The 17,118-nt window shown below is 70.9% G+C and carries 16 protein-coding genes; 6 read left to right on the forward strand and 10 right to left on the reverse strand.

Going from position 1 to position 17,118, the window contains the following annotated elements; all coding sequences use genetic code 11:
* Positions 1-88 precede the first annotated feature (88 nt).
* Both A8711_RS12280 and A8711_RS12285 read left to right on the forward strand, forming a co-directional pair.
* Positions 89-385 carry a CD225/dispanin family protein gene (locus tag A8711_RS12280; RefSeq protein WP_069088273.1) on the forward strand — a complete coding sequence of 99 codons (297 nt, stop codon included), beginning with the start codon at positions 89-91 and terminating at the stop codon, positions 383-385.
* A 35-nt stretch (positions 386-420) separates the two neighbouring features.
* A complete protein-coding gene (locus tag A8711_RS12285) occupies positions 421-966 on the forward strand; it encodes a DUF4190 domain-containing protein (RefSeq protein WP_043328360.1) in 546 nt (181 codons plus the stop codon).
* A 78-nt stretch (positions 967-1,044) separates the two neighbouring features.
* Here A8711_RS12285 and A8711_RS12290 read toward each other — a convergent pair whose 3' ends face one another.
* Positions 1,045-2,370 (reverse strand): DUF6350 family protein, encoded by a 1,326-nt coding sequence (locus tag A8711_RS12290; protein WP_043328359.1) that lies wholly within the window; start codon positions 2,368-2,370, stop codon positions 1,045-1,047.
* A gap of 159 nt (positions 2,371-2,529) precedes the next feature.
* On the opposite strand from A8711_RS12290, the gene A8711_RS12295 reads away from it, so the two are divergent.
* Entirely contained in the window at positions 2,530-2,799 is a 270-nt protein-coding gene (locus A8711_RS12295; protein ID WP_043328358.1) for a hypothetical protein, read from the forward strand.
* Between the two features lie 56 nt (positions 2,800-2,855).
* Here A8711_RS12295 and sucD read toward each other — a convergent pair whose 3' ends face one another.
* The 3 genes from sucD to A8711_RS12310 form a co-directional block, all read right to left on the reverse strand.
* Positions 2,856-3,743, reverse strand: a complete 888-nt coding sequence (gene sucD, locus A8711_RS12300) for a succinate--CoA ligase subunit alpha (RefSeq protein WP_030501510.1) — start codon at positions 3,741-3,743, stop codon at positions 2,856-2,858.
* A 2-nt stretch (positions 3,744-3,745) separates the two neighbouring features.
* Entirely contained in the window at positions 3,746-4,924 is a 1,179-nt protein-coding gene (sucC, locus tag A8711_RS12305) for an ADP-forming succinate--CoA ligase subunit beta (protein ID WP_043328357.1), read from the reverse strand.
* 434 nt (positions 4,925-5,358) lie between these two features.
* Positions 5,359-5,763 (reverse strand): cobalamin B12-binding domain-containing protein, encoded by a 405-nt coding sequence (locus A8711_RS12310; protein WP_030501512.1) that lies wholly within the window; start codon positions 5,761-5,763, stop codon positions 5,359-5,361.
* 402 nt (positions 5,764-6,165) lie between these two features.
* Between A8711_RS12310 and A8711_RS12315 the strand changes: the two genes are divergently transcribed.
* Both A8711_RS12315 and A8711_RS12320 read left to right on the forward strand, forming a co-directional pair.
* Positions 6,166-6,876 (forward strand): M23 family metallopeptidase, encoded by a 711-nt coding sequence (locus A8711_RS12315; protein WP_043328356.1) that lies wholly within the window; start codon positions 6,166-6,168, stop codon positions 6,874-6,876.
* 259 nt (positions 6,877-7,135) lie between these two features.
* Positions 7,136-7,897: a M23 family metallopeptidase gene (locus A8711_RS12320; RefSeq protein ID WP_176722804.1), complete on the forward strand. Its 762-nt coding sequence runs from the start codon at positions 7,136-7,138 to the stop codon at positions 7,895-7,897.
* Between the two features lie 60 nt (positions 7,898-7,957).
* On the opposite strand, the gene pcrA is transcribed toward A8711_RS12320, so the two are convergent.
* Positions 7,958-10,351: a DNA helicase PcrA gene (pcrA, locus tag A8711_RS12325; RefSeq protein ID WP_069088274.1), complete on the reverse strand. Its 2,394-nt coding sequence runs from the start codon at positions 10,349-10,351 to the stop codon at positions 7,958-7,960.
* A 288-nt stretch (positions 10,352-10,639) separates the two neighbouring features.
* Between pcrA and A8711_RS12330 the strand changes: the two genes are divergently transcribed.
* Positions 10,640-10,993: a chorismate mutase gene (locus tag A8711_RS12330; RefSeq protein WP_064446565.1), complete on the forward strand. Its 354-nt coding sequence runs from the start codon at positions 10,640-10,642 to the stop codon at positions 10,991-10,993.
* Positions 10,994-11,066: 73 nt separating this feature from the next.
* On the opposite strand, the gene A8711_RS12335 is transcribed toward A8711_RS12330, so the two are convergent.
* From A8711_RS12335 to A8711_RS12355, 5 genes are all read right to left on the reverse strand, one after another.
* Positions 11,067-12,083: an ABC transporter ATP-binding protein gene (locus A8711_RS12335; RefSeq protein WP_043328351.1), complete on the reverse strand. Its 1,017-nt coding sequence runs from the start codon at positions 12,081-12,083 to the stop codon at positions 11,067-11,069.
* Positions 12,076-13,104: an ABC transporter ATP-binding protein gene (locus A8711_RS12340; RefSeq protein WP_043328350.1), complete on the reverse strand. Its 1,029-nt coding sequence runs from the start codon at positions 13,102-13,104 to the stop codon at positions 12,076-12,078. The genes A8711_RS12335 and A8711_RS12340 overlap by 8 nt, the downstream gene beginning before the upstream one ends.
* 25 nt (positions 13,105-13,129) lie before the next feature.
* On the reverse strand, positions 13,130-14,113 hold the full coding sequence (locus A8711_RS12345; RefSeq protein ID WP_043328349.1) for an ABC transporter permease: 984 nt from the start codon (positions 14,111-14,113) through the stop codon (positions 13,130-13,132).
* A gap of 75 nt (positions 14,114-14,188) precedes the next feature.
* Positions 14,189-15,115, reverse strand: coding sequence for an ABC transporter permease (locus A8711_RS12350; protein ID WP_013288523.1), 927 nt, complete (start codon positions 15,113-15,115; stop codon positions 14,189-14,191).
* Between the two features lie 146 nt (positions 15,116-15,261).
* On the reverse strand, positions 15,262-16,905 hold the full coding sequence (locus A8711_RS12355; RefSeq protein ID WP_069088275.1) for an ABC transporter substrate-binding protein: 1,644 nt from the start codon (positions 16,903-16,905) through the stop codon (positions 15,262-15,264).
* Positions 16,906-17,118 lie beyond the last annotated feature (213 nt).

Genomic DNA, 17,118 nt, shown 5'->3' on the forward strand with positions numbered 1-17,118 from the left:
CGGTCGCCCGGTGTCCGGCCTCGCGCCCGGCCCGCACCCCACGAAGAATCCGGCACGCCGCGTGCCGTCGGACCGAGGAGTACGTCGCATGCAGCCCGGATACCCCCCGCAGCAGCCGCAGCAGGTCGACAACAACATGACGATGTCCATCGTCGCGATCTTCCTGTTCTGGCCGCTCGCGATCCCGGCCATCATCAACGCGTCGAAGGTCAACCCGCTGATCCAGCAGGGCGACTACGCCGGCGCCCAGGCTGCCGCCGCCGAGTCCAAGAAGTGGTCCAAGTGGGCCCTCATCGCCGGCCTGGCCTGGATCGCCATCATCGTGGTGGGATGTTGCCTCCTCGGCGGCCTGGCTGGTATCGCCGGCAACAGCGGCAGCAACTGACGCACAACCGAACCGAACCTGAGGAGCACCCAGACATGCAGCCCGGTTACCCCGGCCAGGACCCGTACGGCCAGCAGCCGAACCAGGACCCGACCGCTCAGCCGAACGACCCGTACGCCCAGCCGCCGCAGGCCCCGCAGTACGGCCAGCAGCCCCAGTACGGCCAGCAGCCGACGTCGGGCCAGCCGTACGGCCAGCCCACCTCGGGTCAGCCCGCCTACGGCCAGGACCCGTACGCGCAGCAGCAGCCGCCGTACGGTGCCGCGCCGCAGTACCCGACCGCCGGCTACCCGGCCGGCCCGGCGCAGGGTCAGGGCCAGAACAACACCATGGGCCTGGCCGGCATGATCGTCGGCATCGCCTCGATCGTGCTCGGCCTGTGCTGCCCGCTGCTGGGTGTCCCGGCCGGCATCGTGGCGGTCGTCCTCGGCGTGCTCGGCCAGAAGAAGGTCCAGGCGGGCGAGGCCAGCAACGCCGGCCAGGCGCGGGCCGCCCTGATCTGCGGCGCCGTCGGCGTGGTCGTCGGCATCGTCAGCGCCATCGCGGGCGCTGCGATCAACATGAACAACTTCGGCGCCTGACCGTCGTTCGAACGAGGGGCGTCCGGCGACCGCCGGGCGCCCCTCGCGCGTCTCTCTCCCCGCGCGGCGCCGGACGGATCAGCGGGGCGCCGGGGTGGCGCGGGGCGGGGGTGCCGGACGCGCCGGGCGGGTCAGGGTGCGGGTGGCGGCCGCGCCGAGTACCGCGCCCACCGCGATCACCAGGGTGGCCACCACCGCCACCGGCCAGGGCGACGGGCCGACCTCGGCCAGCCGCCCGCCGCCGAGCGGCCCGCCGGAGACCGCCGCGACCAGCCCCAGCAGCACGCCGGCCACCGGTCCGGCGAGCGCGGCCGGCCCGAGCAGCGCCGGCCAGGCCACATCGGCCCGTTCCTCGGCGGCCGCCCGGATCAGCCGCCGGGCCAGGAGCCAGCCGGCCGCCATCGCGGCCAGCACCGGCACCGCGAGCAGCGCGGCGCCGAGCCCGTCCATCGGGCCGCGGGGCAGGCCGGCCAGCAACGGTACGGCCGGCAGCGCGCCGACCGACACCTCACTCGTGCGGACGGCGGTGTCGGTGCCGACGGCGAACCCGGGACCGAGCAGGTAGCTGGCCGACCAGGCGATGGCGTTCGGCGCGTACGCGAGGCTGACCAGGGTGATGCCGGCCTGACCGGCCACCCCGGTCCGGTAGGCGCCGATCATGTCGGCCGCGTCGCCGCCGCCGGTGGCCACCGCCAGTCCGGCCGCCCCCGCGCCCGCGCCGAGCAGCAGCAGCGCCGCGACCAGGCCGGTACGCAGGCCGTCGCGCAGCGGCGGTGGGCAGCGCGCGGTCAGCAGCGCCCAGACGCCTGTGGTGCGCAGCGCCCCGACCAGGGCGGCCGGCACGCCGAACGCGGCGAACGTGAGCGCGGCGGTGACCGGGGAGACCCGCAGCCCGCCCGCGTCGACAGCGAACGCGGCGAGCGCGCCGAGCAGCGCGTACGCGATCCCGACGGCGGCCGCGACGGTGAGCGCCTGGCGGGGCGAGCCGGCCCCGCGCGCGCCGACGGCCCGGCTGACGTGCACGCCGGCGCGGGTGAGCCGCCAGACGGCGAGCGCGCTCAGCGCGAGCGGGATCAGGCCCAGCGGCCCGGCTGTGGTCTGCAGCGGCACGCCGTGCCCGAGCAGCCAGCCGGCCAGGCCGGCGCGCAGCGCGCCACCGAGCGAGCCGGCGTCCTCGCTGAGCTGGGCGAGGCCCAGCACGACGGAGACCGGCAGCCACGAGGTCAGGGCGGCCCAGAGCGCCGCCACCCCGGCCGCGACGGGCAACGGCGCCCGGCTGCGCGGCTCCTCGCCCGAGCGCGGCGCGGGCACCCGCGCGGCCGGGCGGGCGCGGCCGGGTGGCCGTTCCCCGGCTCGGGGACCGGAAGCCGGACGGCGTGGCTGGTCAGGGGTGACACGTGACATCGGGTCTACTCTGGCACGCCGCGGGAAGGACGGCAGTCCGATACCGGGTCGGCAGCGCGGCGAGTTCGCCGAACCCCCGCCTCAGCGGTGGTGATCCGGTCTAGCCTCGGCCTCAGACGCGACCATTCCCGTCGCGGCGCCTACCGTTCGGAGGAAGCCGTGCACGCTCCGTATCCGCCACCACCGCCGCCGCCGGCCGTCGGCCGGGACCGGACCACGCTCTGGGGCGTCCTCGGCATCGTCTTCGGCCTGTTCTGCTGCGGCATCCTGGGCATCGTCTTCGGCGCGCTGTCGATCCGCGACGCGCGGCGCAACGGCAAGTCGCAGCTGCTCGGCTGGCTGGCCATCGCGTTCGGTGTGATCAACATCGTCGCCAGCGCCATCGTGCGGGCCCGGGGCAACTCGTACTACCCGTACTGGTACCGCTGAACGCGAGGGGGCCGGCCGGTTCCCCGGTCGGCCCCCTCGGCGCGTGGTACGGCCGCTCAGCGGCCGGACATGAGCTCCCGCATCAGGTTGGCGGTCTCGGTCGGGGTCTTGCCGACCTTGACGCCCACCGCCTCCAGCGCCGCCTTCTTGGCGTCGGCGGTGCCCGCCGAGCCCGAGATGATCGCGCCGGCGTGACCCATGGTCTTGCCGGGCGGGGCGGTGAAGCCGGCGATGTAGCCGACCACCGGCTTGGTGACGTTGGCCTTGATGAACTCGGCCGCCCGCTCCTCGGCGTCGCCGCCGATCTCACCGATCATGACGATCGCGTCGGTCTCCGGGTCCGCCTCGAAGGCGGCCAGGGCGTCGATGTGGGTGGTGCCGATGATCGGGTCACCGCCGATGCCGACGCAGGTGGAGAAGCCGATGTCGCGCAGCTCGTACATCATCTGGTAGGTCAGCGTGCCGCTCTTGCTGACCAGGCCGATGCGGCCGGAGCCGGTGATGTCGGCCGGGATGATGCCGGCGTTGGACGCGCCCGGCGAGGCGATGCCCGGGCAGTTCGGGCCGATGATCCGGGTGCGCTCGCCCTTGGACTTGTTGTACGCCCAGAACGCGGCGGTGTCGTGCACCGGCACGCCCTCGGTGATCACCACGGCCAGGTCGATGCCGGCGTCGATCGCCTCGACCACGGCGGCCTTGGTGAACTGCGGCGGCACGAAGATGACTGTGACGTCCGCGCCGGTGGACTTCATCGCGTCCGCGACGGACGCGAAGACGGGCAGCTCGGTGCCGTCGAAGTCGACGGTGGTGCCGGCCTTGCGCGGGTTCACGCCGCCGACCACGTTGGTGCCGGCGGCGAGCATCCGCCGGGTGTGCTTGGAACCCTCGGAACCGGTCATCCCCTGCACGATGACCTTGGAGTCCTTGGTCAGCCAGATAGCCATTGTCAGACCCCCGCAGCTGCCAGCTCGGCGGCCCGCTCGGCCGCGCCGTCCATGGTGTCGACCCGCTGGATCAGCGGGTTGGCCGCGCCGTCGAGGATCGCCCGACCGGCCTCGGCGTTGTTGCCGTCGAGACGGACGACGAGCGGCTTGGTGGCCTTCTCGCCGCGCTGCTCCAGCAGCGCCAGCGCCTGCACGATGCCGTTGGCGACCGCGTCGCACGCGGTGATGCCGCCGAAGACGTTGACGAAGACGCTCTTGACCGACGGGTCGGACAGGACGATCTCCAGGCCGTTCGCCATCACCTCGGCGCTCGCGCCGCCGCCGATGTCGAGGAAGTTGGCCGGCTTGACGCCGCCGTGCCGCTCGCCCGCGTACGCGACCACGTCGAGCGTGGACATGACCAGGCCCGCGCCGTTGCCGATGATGCCGACCTCGCCGTCGAGCTTGACGTAGTTGAGGTCCTTGGCCTTGGCGGCCTGCTCCAGCGGGTCCACCGACGCCTGGTCGACCAGGGCCTCGTGGTCCGGGTGCCGGAACGCGGCGTTCTCGTCCAGCGTGACCTTGGCGTCCAGGAGCAGCAGCTTGCCGTCCTTGGTGGTGGCCAGCGGGTTCACCTCGACGAGCGTGGCGTCCTCGGCGACGAACGCCTGCCACAGCTTCACCGCGACGTCGACGACCTGGTCGGCGACCTCGGCCGGGAAGCCGGCCGCGGTGACGATCTCCCGGGCCTTCGCCTCGTCGACGCCGGTGTTGGCGTCGATCGGAGCCTTGACGACCTTCTCGGGCGTCTCGGCGGCGACCTGCTCGATGTCCATGCCGCCGGCCACGCTGGCGATGCAGAGGAAGGTGCGGTTCGCCCGGTCGAGCAGGTAAGAGAAGTAGTACTCCTCGGCCACGTCCGCGGTCACGGTGATCATGACCTTGTGGACGGTGTGACCCTTGATGTCCATGCCGAGGATGTCGGTGGCCCGGGCCACCGTCTCCTCCGCGCCCTCGGCCAGCTTCACGCCGCCGGCCTTGCCGCGGCCACCGACCTTCACCTGCGCCTTGACGACCACCCGACCGCCRAGGCGTTCGGCGATCGCGCGGGCCTCCTCCGGGGTAGTGGCGACGCCGCCGGCGAGCACGGGCAAGCCGTGCCGCTCGAACAGGTCCCGCCCCTGGTACTCGTACAGGTCCACGTTTGCGCGTCCCGTCCCGTCTCCGCGGCGCGCCGTCGCGCCGCCACCAGCGTTGGAAAATCAGTTTGACGCCTGTCATCAGAAGAGACAGGCCATTTGCCGCAGCCTAACGAGATGGGAACCGGCGGCAACCGAGCGGGTGCGGGGTGTGCGGTAATGCACAGCCCTCTTCGGCCGGCACCGGTTTCCGGCGGCGCCGGCACGCGGCGGCGGCCGCGGTTGTCAGCCGTACGGGGGATGTGCCGGACCGGGCGTAACCGCCGGTCGGGGGCGTCGTTGAGTGTGATGTCGGAGCGCTGGTCAAGCGCGACGACGGGAGCGGCCGATGCCCTGTCGGTCGAGGGGTGGCGGCGGGGCATCGTGCATAGAGGGGCCGGGCGTGTGAGGGGTGCGTCCGGCCCCTCCCCCGTGCCCGGAGCCGCAGATGCGGCGGGTCAGCCGACCGGCTGGGCCACGTTCTCCCGCACCCATTCGACGATCGACCCGGTGGTCGCGCCGGGGGTGAAGATCTTCGCGACGCCGAGCCGCTCCAGCTCCGGCAGGTCGGCCTCGGGGATGATCCCGCCGCCGAACACCACGATGTCGGTGGCCTCGCGCTCGGCGAGCAGTTCGAGTACGCGCTTGAACAGCGTCATGTGCGCGCCGGAGAGCACGGACAGGCCGACCGCGTCCGCGTCCTCCTGGATGGCGGTCTCCACGATCTGCTCTGGCGTCTGGTGCAGGCCGGTGTAGATGACCTCCATGCCCGCGTCGCGCAGGGCACGCGCGACGACCTTCGCGCCCCGGTCGTGGCCGTCCAGGCCGGGCTTCGCGACGACGACCCGGATACGAGAGCTCATCTGCGCACACCTTTCACCAGGACACTGACCTGAACGAACGGTAACCCGGCGGAGCGGGGGGCGGAAAGCGGGGCCCGGACCGTCCCACGCCCGGGCTACTCTCCTACCGCTCAGGCGCGGACGCGGAAAGCCGGACACCTCCGCCGATCGGTCACTGTCCGCGACGAATGGACAGTCGGAGGCCCATCCGACCGGCGGCACGAGACATGACAAGCCAGGATGGAAACGGACATAACGAATCGCCAGTTCGGCGCTTCGGCTTGTGACAGGAGTGGCAGTTGGCTAACGTGTCCACGGTTGTCATCAGGTCCACGGACGGGTGACGACGCGACACCGGAGGTTCCACCGAGCTTCACCGAACGGTCCGGAGTCGCATCGGATCCCCGACAACGGAGGGTGTGCGTGCGCCAGCGCCTGTCGTCTGAGCCCGATCGCTATCGCGGCCGCCGTCGCGTACCCACCCCCCCGCGGAGCCGCTACGCGGCGGTGGTCACCACCGCGTTCGTCGGCGCCGGCATCGTCGCCATCGGCGCGAACGCCCTTCCTGACGCCAAGAGCGTCAACCCCTCGGTCCTCGACGAGCTCCGGCAGGCCTCGGTCGCCAGCCAGGACGCGGCGGCCCGTGCCGACAGCGCCGACCGCGCGTCCCGGTCCGACCGCACCGACAGCAAGATCACCGAGCAGGACCCGTGGCTCCTGCCGCTGCACGGCTACGACTTCAAGTCCCCCTACGGCATGCGCTGGGGCAAGCTGCACACCGGCATCGACCTGGTCGCGCCGGAGGGCACGCCGTACAAGGCGGTCCACGCCGGGACGGTCACCAAGGCGGGCTGGTTCGGCGGCTACGGCTACGCGGTGATCGTGAAGCACTCCGACGGCACCGAGGCCATCTACGGCCACTCCTCCGCCGTGTCGGTCAAGGAGGGCCAGGAGGTGAAGGCCGGCGACCAGCTCGGCCTGGTCGGCAACACCGGCCACTCCTACGGCTCCCACCTGCACCTGGAGATCCATGTCAAGGGCCAGCCGCAGGACCCGGTGGCGTTCCTCAAGGAACGCGGAGTGGACATCCAGCTCGAAATCGAAGCGATTTACGGCGACGTAGCCGCCTCCTGACGCTCAGTACGCCCCGTCACCGCCCGGATCACACGATCCGGGCGGTTTCGTTTGGCGGAAGTCTGCCACGTCACACCCGCCGGTGTGAGCGGGACCACATCGGTAGGTGATCGTCTTCGCCGATGAACCGCCCGTCCGGTCCGCAACCGGGCACGGCGCGACGGCCCGCAGCCATTGCTCCGGCCACCCGATACCCGCCACCACCTGCGCCGACACCAGTATTTCGTGGTCACGTGCCCCTCGACTGGTGAAGGATCCCGTGCAGCACAGCAGCCCCACCCCGGACAACGCTCCCGCCCGGCACCGGCGTCCGCGCCGCGCCCGGCGCACCGCATACGTGGTCACCGGCGCGGTGGCCCTGCTCGGCCTCGGCATCGGCGGCGTGGTCACCGTCGCCGACCGGTCCGCGCCGACGCCGGCCGCCGTCGACCTCGGCGTACAGGCCCGCGTCGACGACGCGGCCCGCGCCGACCGCTCGGCCCGCGAACCGATCACCCCGTCCGCCGTCCCGGCCAGCCCCGCGCCGAGCCCGAGCGCGACCACCCCGGCGCCGAAGAAGACGGCCACCGCCAAGCCCAAGCCGAAGAAGACCGTGGCGAAGAAGGCGGTGGCGAAGAAGCCGACCTGGGTCATCCCGATGAAGGGCGCGGACATCACGTCCTGCTACGGGCCCCGCTGGGGCACCCAGCACGCCGGCATCGACTTCGCCATGCCGGCCGGCACCCCGATCCACGCCGCCGCGGCGGGCACCGTGGTCAAGGCCGGCGACGTGGGCGACGGCTACGGCATCTCGGTCTTCATCGACCACCACAACGGCTACCTGACCCACTACGCCCACCAGAGCCGGCTCGCCGTCGCCGTGGGCGACAAGGTCACCGCCGGTCAGGTCATCGGCTACGAAGGCTCCACCGGCGACTCCACCGGCCCGCACCTGCACTTCGAGGTGCACCAGGGCGCCATGTGGAACCAGATCGACCCGGCGCCGTTCCTGCGCGCACGGGGCATCGACGTGGCCTGCTGACCGCGCCACGACAGGGGCAGGGCCCGGTCCGGCCACGAGCCGGACCGGGCCCGCTCACGCTCAGAGCTTGTCGATCGGGGCGTGCCGCAGCACCAGCCACATCGTCTGGTCGCCGAAGTCGATCTGCGCCCGGGCGCCCGGCCCGGCCCCCTCCACCGCCAGCACCCGGCCCAGGCCGTACCGCTGGTGGTTGACCCGGTCCCCGGCCGAGACCTTCGGGGCCTGCTTCAGCTCACTCGCCGTGGACAGCCGGCTGGCGTCCACGCCCAGCCGCTTCGCCAGCTCGGTCGCCTTCGGCGTGCCGCCGGCGAAGCCGCCGCGGCCCAGGCGGTCCGCCCGGCCGCCGACGCCGCCGCCCCCGCCACCCCACGAGGTGTACGACCCCTCGGTGCGCTCCCAGCGGACCAGCTCCGGCGGCAGCTCCTCCAGGAACCGCGACGGCGGGTTGTACGCGGGCGCGCCCCACGCCGACCGGGTCACCGCGCGGGACAGGTAGAGACGCTGGCGGGCCCGGGTGATGCCCACGTACGCCAGCCGCCGCTCCTCCTCCAGCTCCCGGGTGTCGCCGAGCGAGCGCAGGTGCGGGAAGACGCCGTCCTCCAGGCCGGTCAGGAAGACCACCGGGAACTCCAGGCCCTTGGCCGTGTGCAGCGTCATCAGCGTGACCACGCCCTGGTGGTCCGGGTCGTCGGAGGGGATCTGGTCGGCGTCGGCGACGAGCGCCACCTGCTCCAGGAACCCGGCCAGGGTGGCCCGCTCGTCCTCGGCGCCGAGCGCCTCGATCCGTTCGGTGTACTCCCGGGCGACGCTCACCAGCTCCTGGAGGTTGTCCACCCGGCCGGCGTCCTGCGGGTCGAGGCTCTCCTCCAGCTCGGCCAGGTAGCCCGAGCGGGTCAGCACCGCCTCCAGCACCTCCTCCGGCGTGCCGGTGGCGGCCAGCTCCCGCGCCGCGTCGAGCAGCGCGACGAACTCGGCGATGCCGTTCGCGGCCCGGGTGGAGATGCCTGGTGCGTCCTTGGCCCGGCGCAGCGCGGCGCCGAAGGAGATGYGGTCGCGCGCGGCCAGCGCCTCCACGCACGCCTCGGCCCGCTCGCCGATGCCCCGGCGCGGGGTGTTCAGGATCCGCCGCAGGCTGACCGTGTCGTCGTCGTTCACCACCGCGCGCAGGTACGCGAGCGCGTCGCGGACCTCCTTGCGCTCGTAGAAGCGCACCCCGCCGACCACCTTGTAGGGCAGGCCGACCCGGATGAACACCTCCTCGAACACGCGGGACATGGCGTTGGTGCGGTAGAAGACGGCCACGTCGCCCGGGCGGGTGTCGCCGTCGTCGACCAGCCGGTCGATCTCGCGGGCGACCCAGTCGGCCTCGGCGTGCTCGGTGTCGGCGACGTACCCGACGATCTGCTCCCCGGCCCCGGCGTCGCTCCACAGCCGCTTCGGCTTGCGGGAGGTGTTGCGGTCGATGACCGCGTTCGCCGCGTTGAGGATGGTCTGGGTCGAGCGGTAGTTCTGCTCCAGCAGGATCGTGCGGGCGTCGGTGAAGTCCCGCTCGAACTCCAGGATGTTGCGGATGGTCGCGCCGCGGAACGCGTAGATCGACTGGTCGGCGTCGCCGACCACGCACAGCTCGGCCGGCGGGATCCCCTCGGTGCCGGAGACCAGCTCCTTGATCAGCACGTACTGGGCGTGGTTGGTGTCCTGGTATTCGTCGACCAGCACGTGCCGGAACCGCCGCCGGTAGCTCTCCGCCACGTGCGGGTGCGACTGGAGCAGGTGCACCGTGGTCATGATCAGGTCGTCGAAGTCCAGCGCGTGYGCCTCGCGCAGCCGCCGCTGGTAGAGCGTGTACGCCTCGGCCAGCGCCCGCTCGTTCGGCCCCTTGGCCCGGCCGGCGAACTCCTCCGGGTCGACCAGCTCGTTCTTCAGGTTCGACACCTGGGCGGCCAGACCCCGGGCCGGGTAGCGCTTCGGGTCCAGGTCCAGCTCGCGGGCGACCATCTGCATCAGCCGGCGCGAGTCGTCCGCGTCGTAGATCGAGAACGTCGACTTCAGGCCGGCGTGCTCGTGCTCGGCCCGCAGGATGCGTACGCACGCGGAGTGAAACGTCGACACCCACATCATCCGGGCGCGCGGGCCGACGAGCGCGGCCACCCGCTCCTTCATCTCGCCCGCGGCCTTGTTGGTGAAGGTGATCGCGATGATCTCGCCGGGATGCACGTCCCGGGCGGCGAGCAGGTAGGCGATCCGGTTGGTCAGCACCCGGGTCTTGCCGGAGCCGGCGCCGGCCACGATGAGCAGCGGGGAGCCGGCGTGGGTCACCGCGTCCCGCTGGGGGCCGTTCAGGCCGTCGAGGAGGGCCTGCGGGTCCGACCCGGGGGCCCCGGGGCGGCGCGGCGGGGTCGGCCGGGACTCCGGCGCAGGCGGGGACGCGGGGATGTCGAAGAGAGGATGCATCGCAGTCCGAGTCTATGCCGTCGGCCGGACACTTCCCCGCCCGCGCGGCCGGTCGGCGCCCGGCGGCACGTCTCACCTGTTGGTGCGTCTTCTTGCGCGCCCGCCCGGGTGGTCGGCATACTCGACGACGTGTTCGATCAGCGCTTCTACTTTTACTACGGCACCGGGAGTCCGGCAGCCGTGGGTCGCGCCTGATCACAGACCTACGAAACGCCCCGGGCTCGGAGAGCCCGGGGCGTTTCCGTCCCGGGATCCGGGTACCGGGCCCGAGCCCCGAGAGGGACGACGATGATGACTGACGTGGTGGAGTCCAGCGGCAGCCCGGCGCGCAACGGCCGGCCGACCGACGCCGACCCGAGCGGCGCCGCGGCGTCCCGGACCGGCACCGACGACGCGACGGCCGCCGAGCGGATCGGTGAGATCCGGCGGCGGATCGACGAGATCGACAGCACGCTCATCGCGCTCTGGCAGGAGCGGGCCGCGCTCTCCCAGGAGGTCGGCGCGACCCGGATGGCCTCCGGTGGGACCCGGCTCGTGCTCTCCCGCGAACGGGAGATCCTGGAGCGGTTCCGGGCCGAGCTCGGCGCGGACGGCACCCAGCTCGCGCTCCTGCTGCTGCGCGCCGGTCGCGGCCCGCTGTGACGCCGTGACGCCCCCGGATACGACGAACCGCCTACCGGCGTCGAGTTGACGCCGGCAGGCGGTCCGGTTCGGTTCAGGCCGCGTCGTGGGTGACGACGATCTCCCGCTTCTCCGCGAAGTGGCAGGCGCTCGGGTGGTCCGAGCCCGGCCGGATCTGGAGCAGCGGCACCTCCTGGGCGCAGACGTCCTGCGCCTTCCAGCACCGGGTCCGGAACCGGCAGCCCGAGGGCGGGCTGACCGGCGAGGGGACGTCGCCCTGGAGCCGGATGATCGCCTTGCTCTCCCGCACCGTCGGGTCGGGCACCGGCACCGCCGACAGCAGCGCCTGGGTGTACGGGTGGGTCGGACGCTCGTAGATCTCGTCCTCGGTGCCGATCTCCACCATCTTGCCCAGGTACATCACCGCGACCCGGTCGGAGAGGTGACGCACCACCGACAGGTCGTGGGCGATGAAGACGTACGACAGGCCGAACTCGCCCTGGAGCTTCTCCAGCAGGTTCATCACCTGCGCCTGGATGGAGACGTCCAGCGCCGACACCGGCTCGTCGCAGACGATCACCTCGGGCCGCAGCGCCAGCGCCCGGGCGATGCCGATGCGCTGCCGCTGGCCGCCGGAGAACTGGTGCGGGTACCGGTTGATGTGCTCCGGGTTGAGGCCGACCAGGTCGAGCAGCTCCTTGACCTTGGTGCGCCGGCTGCCGCGCGGAGCCACCTCGGGGTGGATCTCGAACGGCTCGCCGATCAGGTCACCCACCGTCATCCGGGGGTTGAGCGAGGTGTACGGGTCCTGCATCACCAGCTGGATCTGCCGGCGCAGCCGCCGCAGCGCGCCACCGGAGAGCTTGGAGATGTCCTGGCCCTTGTAGAGCACCTGGCCGCCGGTCGGCTTCTCCAGGTTCATCAGCACCCGGGCCAGCGTGGACTTGCCACAGCCGGACTCGCCGACCACGCCGAGCGTCTCGCCGGCCTTGAGGTCGAAGGAGACGCCGTCGACCGCCTTGACGTGGCCGATGGTCTTCTTGAACACCACGCCCCGGGTCACGGGGTAGTGCTTGACCAGGTCACGAACCTCGATGATGTTCTCAGTCACGGTTCACCAGTTCCTCGGCGAAGTGGCAGGCGCTGGCCCGGCCGTTGCCCAGTTGCAGCAGCGGCGGGACCTTCTCCCGGCACACCGGCTGCGCCATCGGGCAGCGCGGGTTGAACGCGCAGCCCGGCGGGATGTTCATCAGGTTCGGCGGGAGGCCCTTGATCGTGCGGAGCTCCTGGCCCTTCTCGTCCATCCGCGGGATCGAGTTGAGCAGGCCGAGCGTGTACGGGTGTGCCGGCTTGCGGTACAGGTCGTAGACGTCGGCTTCCTCGACGATCCGGCCGGCGTACATGACCGCGATCCGGTCCGCGACGTCGGCGACCACGCCGAGGTCGTGGGTGATCAGGATCATGCCCATCTGCCGTTCCCGCTGGAGCTCACCGAGCAGGTCCATGATCTGGGCCTGCACGGTCACGTCCAGCGCGGTGGTCGGCTCGTCGGCGATCAGCACCTCGGGGTCCAGCGCCAGCGACATGGCGATCATGGCGCGCTGCCGCATACCGCCGGAGAACTGGTGCGGGTAGTTGCTGAACCGGCCCTTGGCGTTGGGGATCTTCACCTGGTCGAGCATCTCGATCGCGCGCTTCTTGGCGTCCGAGCGGCTCATGCCGCGCCGGATGCGGAACTGCTCGGCGATCTGGAAGCCGACTGTGAAAACCGGGTTGAGGGCCGAGAGCGAGTCCTGGAAGATCATGGCGATGCCCTCGCCCCGGATCCGCCGCCGCTGTTCGGGGGACATGGTGAGCATGTCCTTGCCGTGGAAGCGGACCTGGCCGCCGGTGACGAACCCGGGCGGGGTGTCCAGGATGCCCATGATGGTCTGCGCGGTGACGCTCTTGCCGGAGCCCGATTCGCCGAGCACGGCGAGGGTCTCCCCCGCGTCGACGTGGTACGTGACTCCGTTGATGACCTTGGCGACGCCGTCCCGGGTACGGAACTCCACCCGAAGGTCGTCGACCTCGAGCAGCCGGCCCGAGGGGCGACCGGATCCGTCGGCGCCCGGCGCGGACTGCTCGGACACGAGAATGTCGGACAACTCAGTTCCCCTATCGAAGCTTCGGGTCGAGGGCCTCGCGGACCGCCTCGCCGAGCATGACGAAGCTCAGCACTGCGGCGACGAGGAACGCGGAGGGGAAGAACAGCAGGTACGGCGAGACCCGGATGTAGTTCTGCGCCTCGCTGATCATGATGCCCCAGGAGACGACCGGGCTCTTCAGGCCGATGCCCAGGAACGAGAGCGTGGCCTCCGCGCCGATGAACGAGCCGACCATGATCGTGCCGTAGACCAGAAGCGGGGCCAGGCAGTTCGGCAGCAGGTGCTTGAGGATGATCCGGCCGGTGCTGGCGCCGAGCGCGCGGGCCGCGACGATGTAGTCGGCCTCCTTGGTGGCGAGCACCGAGGAGCGCATCAGCCGCATCACCACCGGCCAGCTCAGCACGCTCAGGGACAGGATGACCAGGCCCATGATCGTCCACTCGCCGTTGTCGGTGCCGGAGCCGTTGAACGTGGTCAGGATGACGATCGAGCCGAGCACGAACGGCAGGCCGAAGAAGATGTCCGCGACACGGGACAGCAGCGCGTCCACCCAGCCGCCGCGGTAGCCGGCGATGATGCCCATCGTGCCGCCGACGAGCAGCGTCAGGACGGTGGAGACCACTGCCACCACGATCGAGGCGCGGGCGCCGTAGATGACCCGGGCGTAGACGTCGCGGCCCTGCACGTCGTAGCCGAACCAGGCGGCCGACGACGGCTCGACCCGGCTGCGGTCCAGCGAGCCGTTGACCGCGTCGCCGGAGGTGAACAGCCACGGGAAGGCCGCCATCACGAGGAAGATCAGGATGATCGTCGCCGAGATCCAGAACAGCGGCTTGCGGCGCAGGTCGATCCAGGCGTCACCGAGCAGGCCACGCGGCTTGTTCTGCTTCGCGCTCTCCGGCAGGCCCGCGTTGGTGGGCGCGCCCGACCCCGCCTCGGTGGGCATGGTCGCGGGCGGCGTCGACACGATCGACGCGGTATTCGGGTCACTCATGCCCGTACCTCGCTGCGCTCGGCGCGGGCGTGGTTACCCGCGCAGACTGCTGGGACGTTTCGTACGCTGCGGCCGTCACTCATAGCGGATCCTCGGGTCGAGGGCGGCGTAGAGCAGGTCCACCACCAGGTTCATGATGAGATAGACGAGCACCAACACCACGACGATGCCGACAACGGTAGCGCTCTCCTTGGTGACGATCGAGCGGAGCACCTGACGGCCGATGCCGTTGATGCCGAAGATGCCCTCCGTCACGATCGCGCCACCCATCAGCGCGCCGAGGTCGGTGCCGAGCAGGGTGACCACCGGGATGAGCGAGTTGCGCAGCAGGTGCACGCCGACCACGCGGCGCATCGGGAGGCCCTTGGCGATCGCGGTGCGGACGTAGTCGGCACGCCGGTTCTCGGCGATGCTCGTACGCGCCACCCGGGCGATGTACGCCATCGATGCGCTTCCGAGCACGAAGCCCGGCACGATCAGTTCACTGAACCGCATCTCGTTGGACACGGTCGGGTTGATGATGCCCCACTTCACGCCGAGCAGCCACTGCAGCACGAAGCCGATGACGAAGACCGGGAGGGCGATCAGGAAGAGGGTGGAGACCAGGACCAGGTTGTCCAGGAAGCCGTTGCGCCGCAGGCCGGTGAGGATGCCGGCGCCGAGACCGATCACGGCCTCGATGGCGAGGGCGACCACCGCCAGCTTCAGGGTGTTCGGGTACGACGTGGCGATGATGTCGCTGATCTCGCGACCGCCGAACGTGATACCGAAGTCACCCTGCAGAAGGTTCTTCATGTAGCTGGCGTACTGCACCCAGATCGACTCGTCGAGGTTGTACTTCTCGGTCATCATGGCGCGGTAGTTCGGCGGGCAACCGCGGTCGCCGCACTTGCCGGCGAAGGGGTCACCGGGCACTGACCAGACGAGCCAGTAGATCAGGAACGTCGTACCGATGAACACCGGCACGAGTTGCAGCAGCCGTCTCAAGAGATAACGGCCCATGGGGTGGTCCTCCAGACAGGGAGCGCCGGGGCGGGCCGGCGCGGCGGCGACAACGTTGCGAGGGGTTCGTTGTACACCCCCTCGCGGAACGGCCCCGGGTCGGGCTCACCGGTAGGCGAGCCCGACCCGGGGTCAGAGCGTTCGGATCAGAGCTCGACCGAGGTGATGTCGAGCTCGCCGACGTTGGTCAGCTCGAGCTTCTTGATCTTCTCCGAGTGGCCGGACTGCTGGCCACCGAAGTAGATCGGCATCGACGGAACGTCCTGGTCGATCAGCTTGACGGCCTCAGCGAACTTCTTGTGGGCCTCCTCGATGCTGGGGGCCGCGGTGGCCTCCTTGGCGAGGGCGTCCACCTGCGGGTTGCTGTACTTGCCGTCGTTCGAGGAACCACCGGTGACGTAGAGCGGGTTGATCCAGTTCTCCACGTCCGGGTAGTCCTGCTGCCAGCCGGCCCGGTACGCGCCGGTCATCTTGTAGGCGTTGATGTTGGCGCGGAAGACCGCGAAGGTCGGCACGCCGACGKCGACCGCGTCGATGCCCAGGTTGGTCTTGATCTGCTGGGCGACGGCCTCCATCCACTCCTTGTGGCTGGCGTCCGCGTTGTACGACAGGGTCAGCTTGCCCTGGAAGCCACCGGACTCGGCGTAGAGCTTCTTGGCCTCGGCCACGTCGAACTTGCAGGCGGTGCAGTTGCCCGGCTCGGCGCCCGGGGTCAGCGGGTTGGCCCAGCTGTCGGCCGGCTTACGGGTACCGAAGAAGATCTTGTCGGTGATCGCCTGCCGGTCGATGGACAGCGAGATCGCCTTGCGCAGCTTCGGGTTCTGGAAGCGCTTGTCGTAGATCGGGAAGGCGATGATGCCGGTCGACGGGGTGGTCGAGGACATGGCCCGCTCGGCCAGGTCGGTCTTCCACTTGTCACCGGCCAGCGCGGAGACCGGAACCTGCTGCTGGAAGTCCAGGTTGCCGGCGAGCAGGTCGTTGTAGGCCGCCGTGTCGTCCTGGTAGATCTTGACGGTGACGTCCTTGATCTTCATCTTGTCGCGCAGGCTGTAGTCGTCGAAGCGGGTCAGCTTGATCTCGACGTCGTCCTGCCAGGAGACGAGCTTGACCGGGCCGTTACCGATCGGCTTCTTGCCGAACTCCGCCGGGGTGGTGGAGAAGAAGGCGTCCGGCAGCGGCACGAAGGCGCTGTAGCCGAGCTTGGTCGGGAACACGGCGGTCGGCGCGTTCAGCGTGACCTCGAAGTTCCAGTCGTCGACGACCTTGAGGCCGGACATGTCCTTGGCCTTGGGCTCCGGGGCCTTCTGCGGGCCGTCCGGGCCGTCCGGGTCCTCGGTGTAGACCTCGTCGAAGCCCTGGATGTCGGAGAAGAAGGAGGCGTTCTGCGCGCCGTTCGGGCCGTACGCCGCCCAGTTCCAGGCCTTGACGAAGCTCTCGGCCTTGACGGTGGTGCCGTCGTGGAACTTGGTGTTCTGCTTGATCTTGATCTTGAAGACCTTCGAGTCGCTCGTCTCGATCGACTCGGCGAGCAGGTTCTGCGGCGCCCCACCGTTGTTGGGGTACTCGACCAGACCGCTCCACATCCAGTCGATGATCGCGCCGCCACCGGTCTCGGTGGTGTTCGCCGGAACCAGGGGGTTCTCCGGCTGGGTACCGTCGATGACGATCGCGCCGTCCGAGCTGGCGCCGGCGTCGCCACCGTCGTTGTTCCCGCTGGAGCAGCCGGACGCGACGAGCGCGAATGCCGCGCCCACCGCGAGCGCGCCGCTCGCCCGCTTCGAGACTCTCATTCCGAGGGGCCTCCTCTTTCTTAACCTGGTTCCGTCGTGGGTTTCACGCACGTTTGGGGGTGACACCACCGGCGACCCGGACAAGCCGGACGTCGGTTTACCGCAGAGGATTTCGGGACACCCCAGGGGTACCGATCCGCCGGGCGCCACACCTTGGACGTGGGCACCGCGCAGGGTCGACAACCACGCGGCGACGCTGGTGGCGGCGTCCAC

The sequence above is a fragment of the Micromonospora sp. II genome, from assembly GCF_001709195.1.
In the GTDB taxonomy this organism is placed as follows: Bacteria; Actinomycetota; Actinomycetes; order Mycobacteriales; family Micromonosporaceae; genus Micromonospora; species Micromonospora chalcea.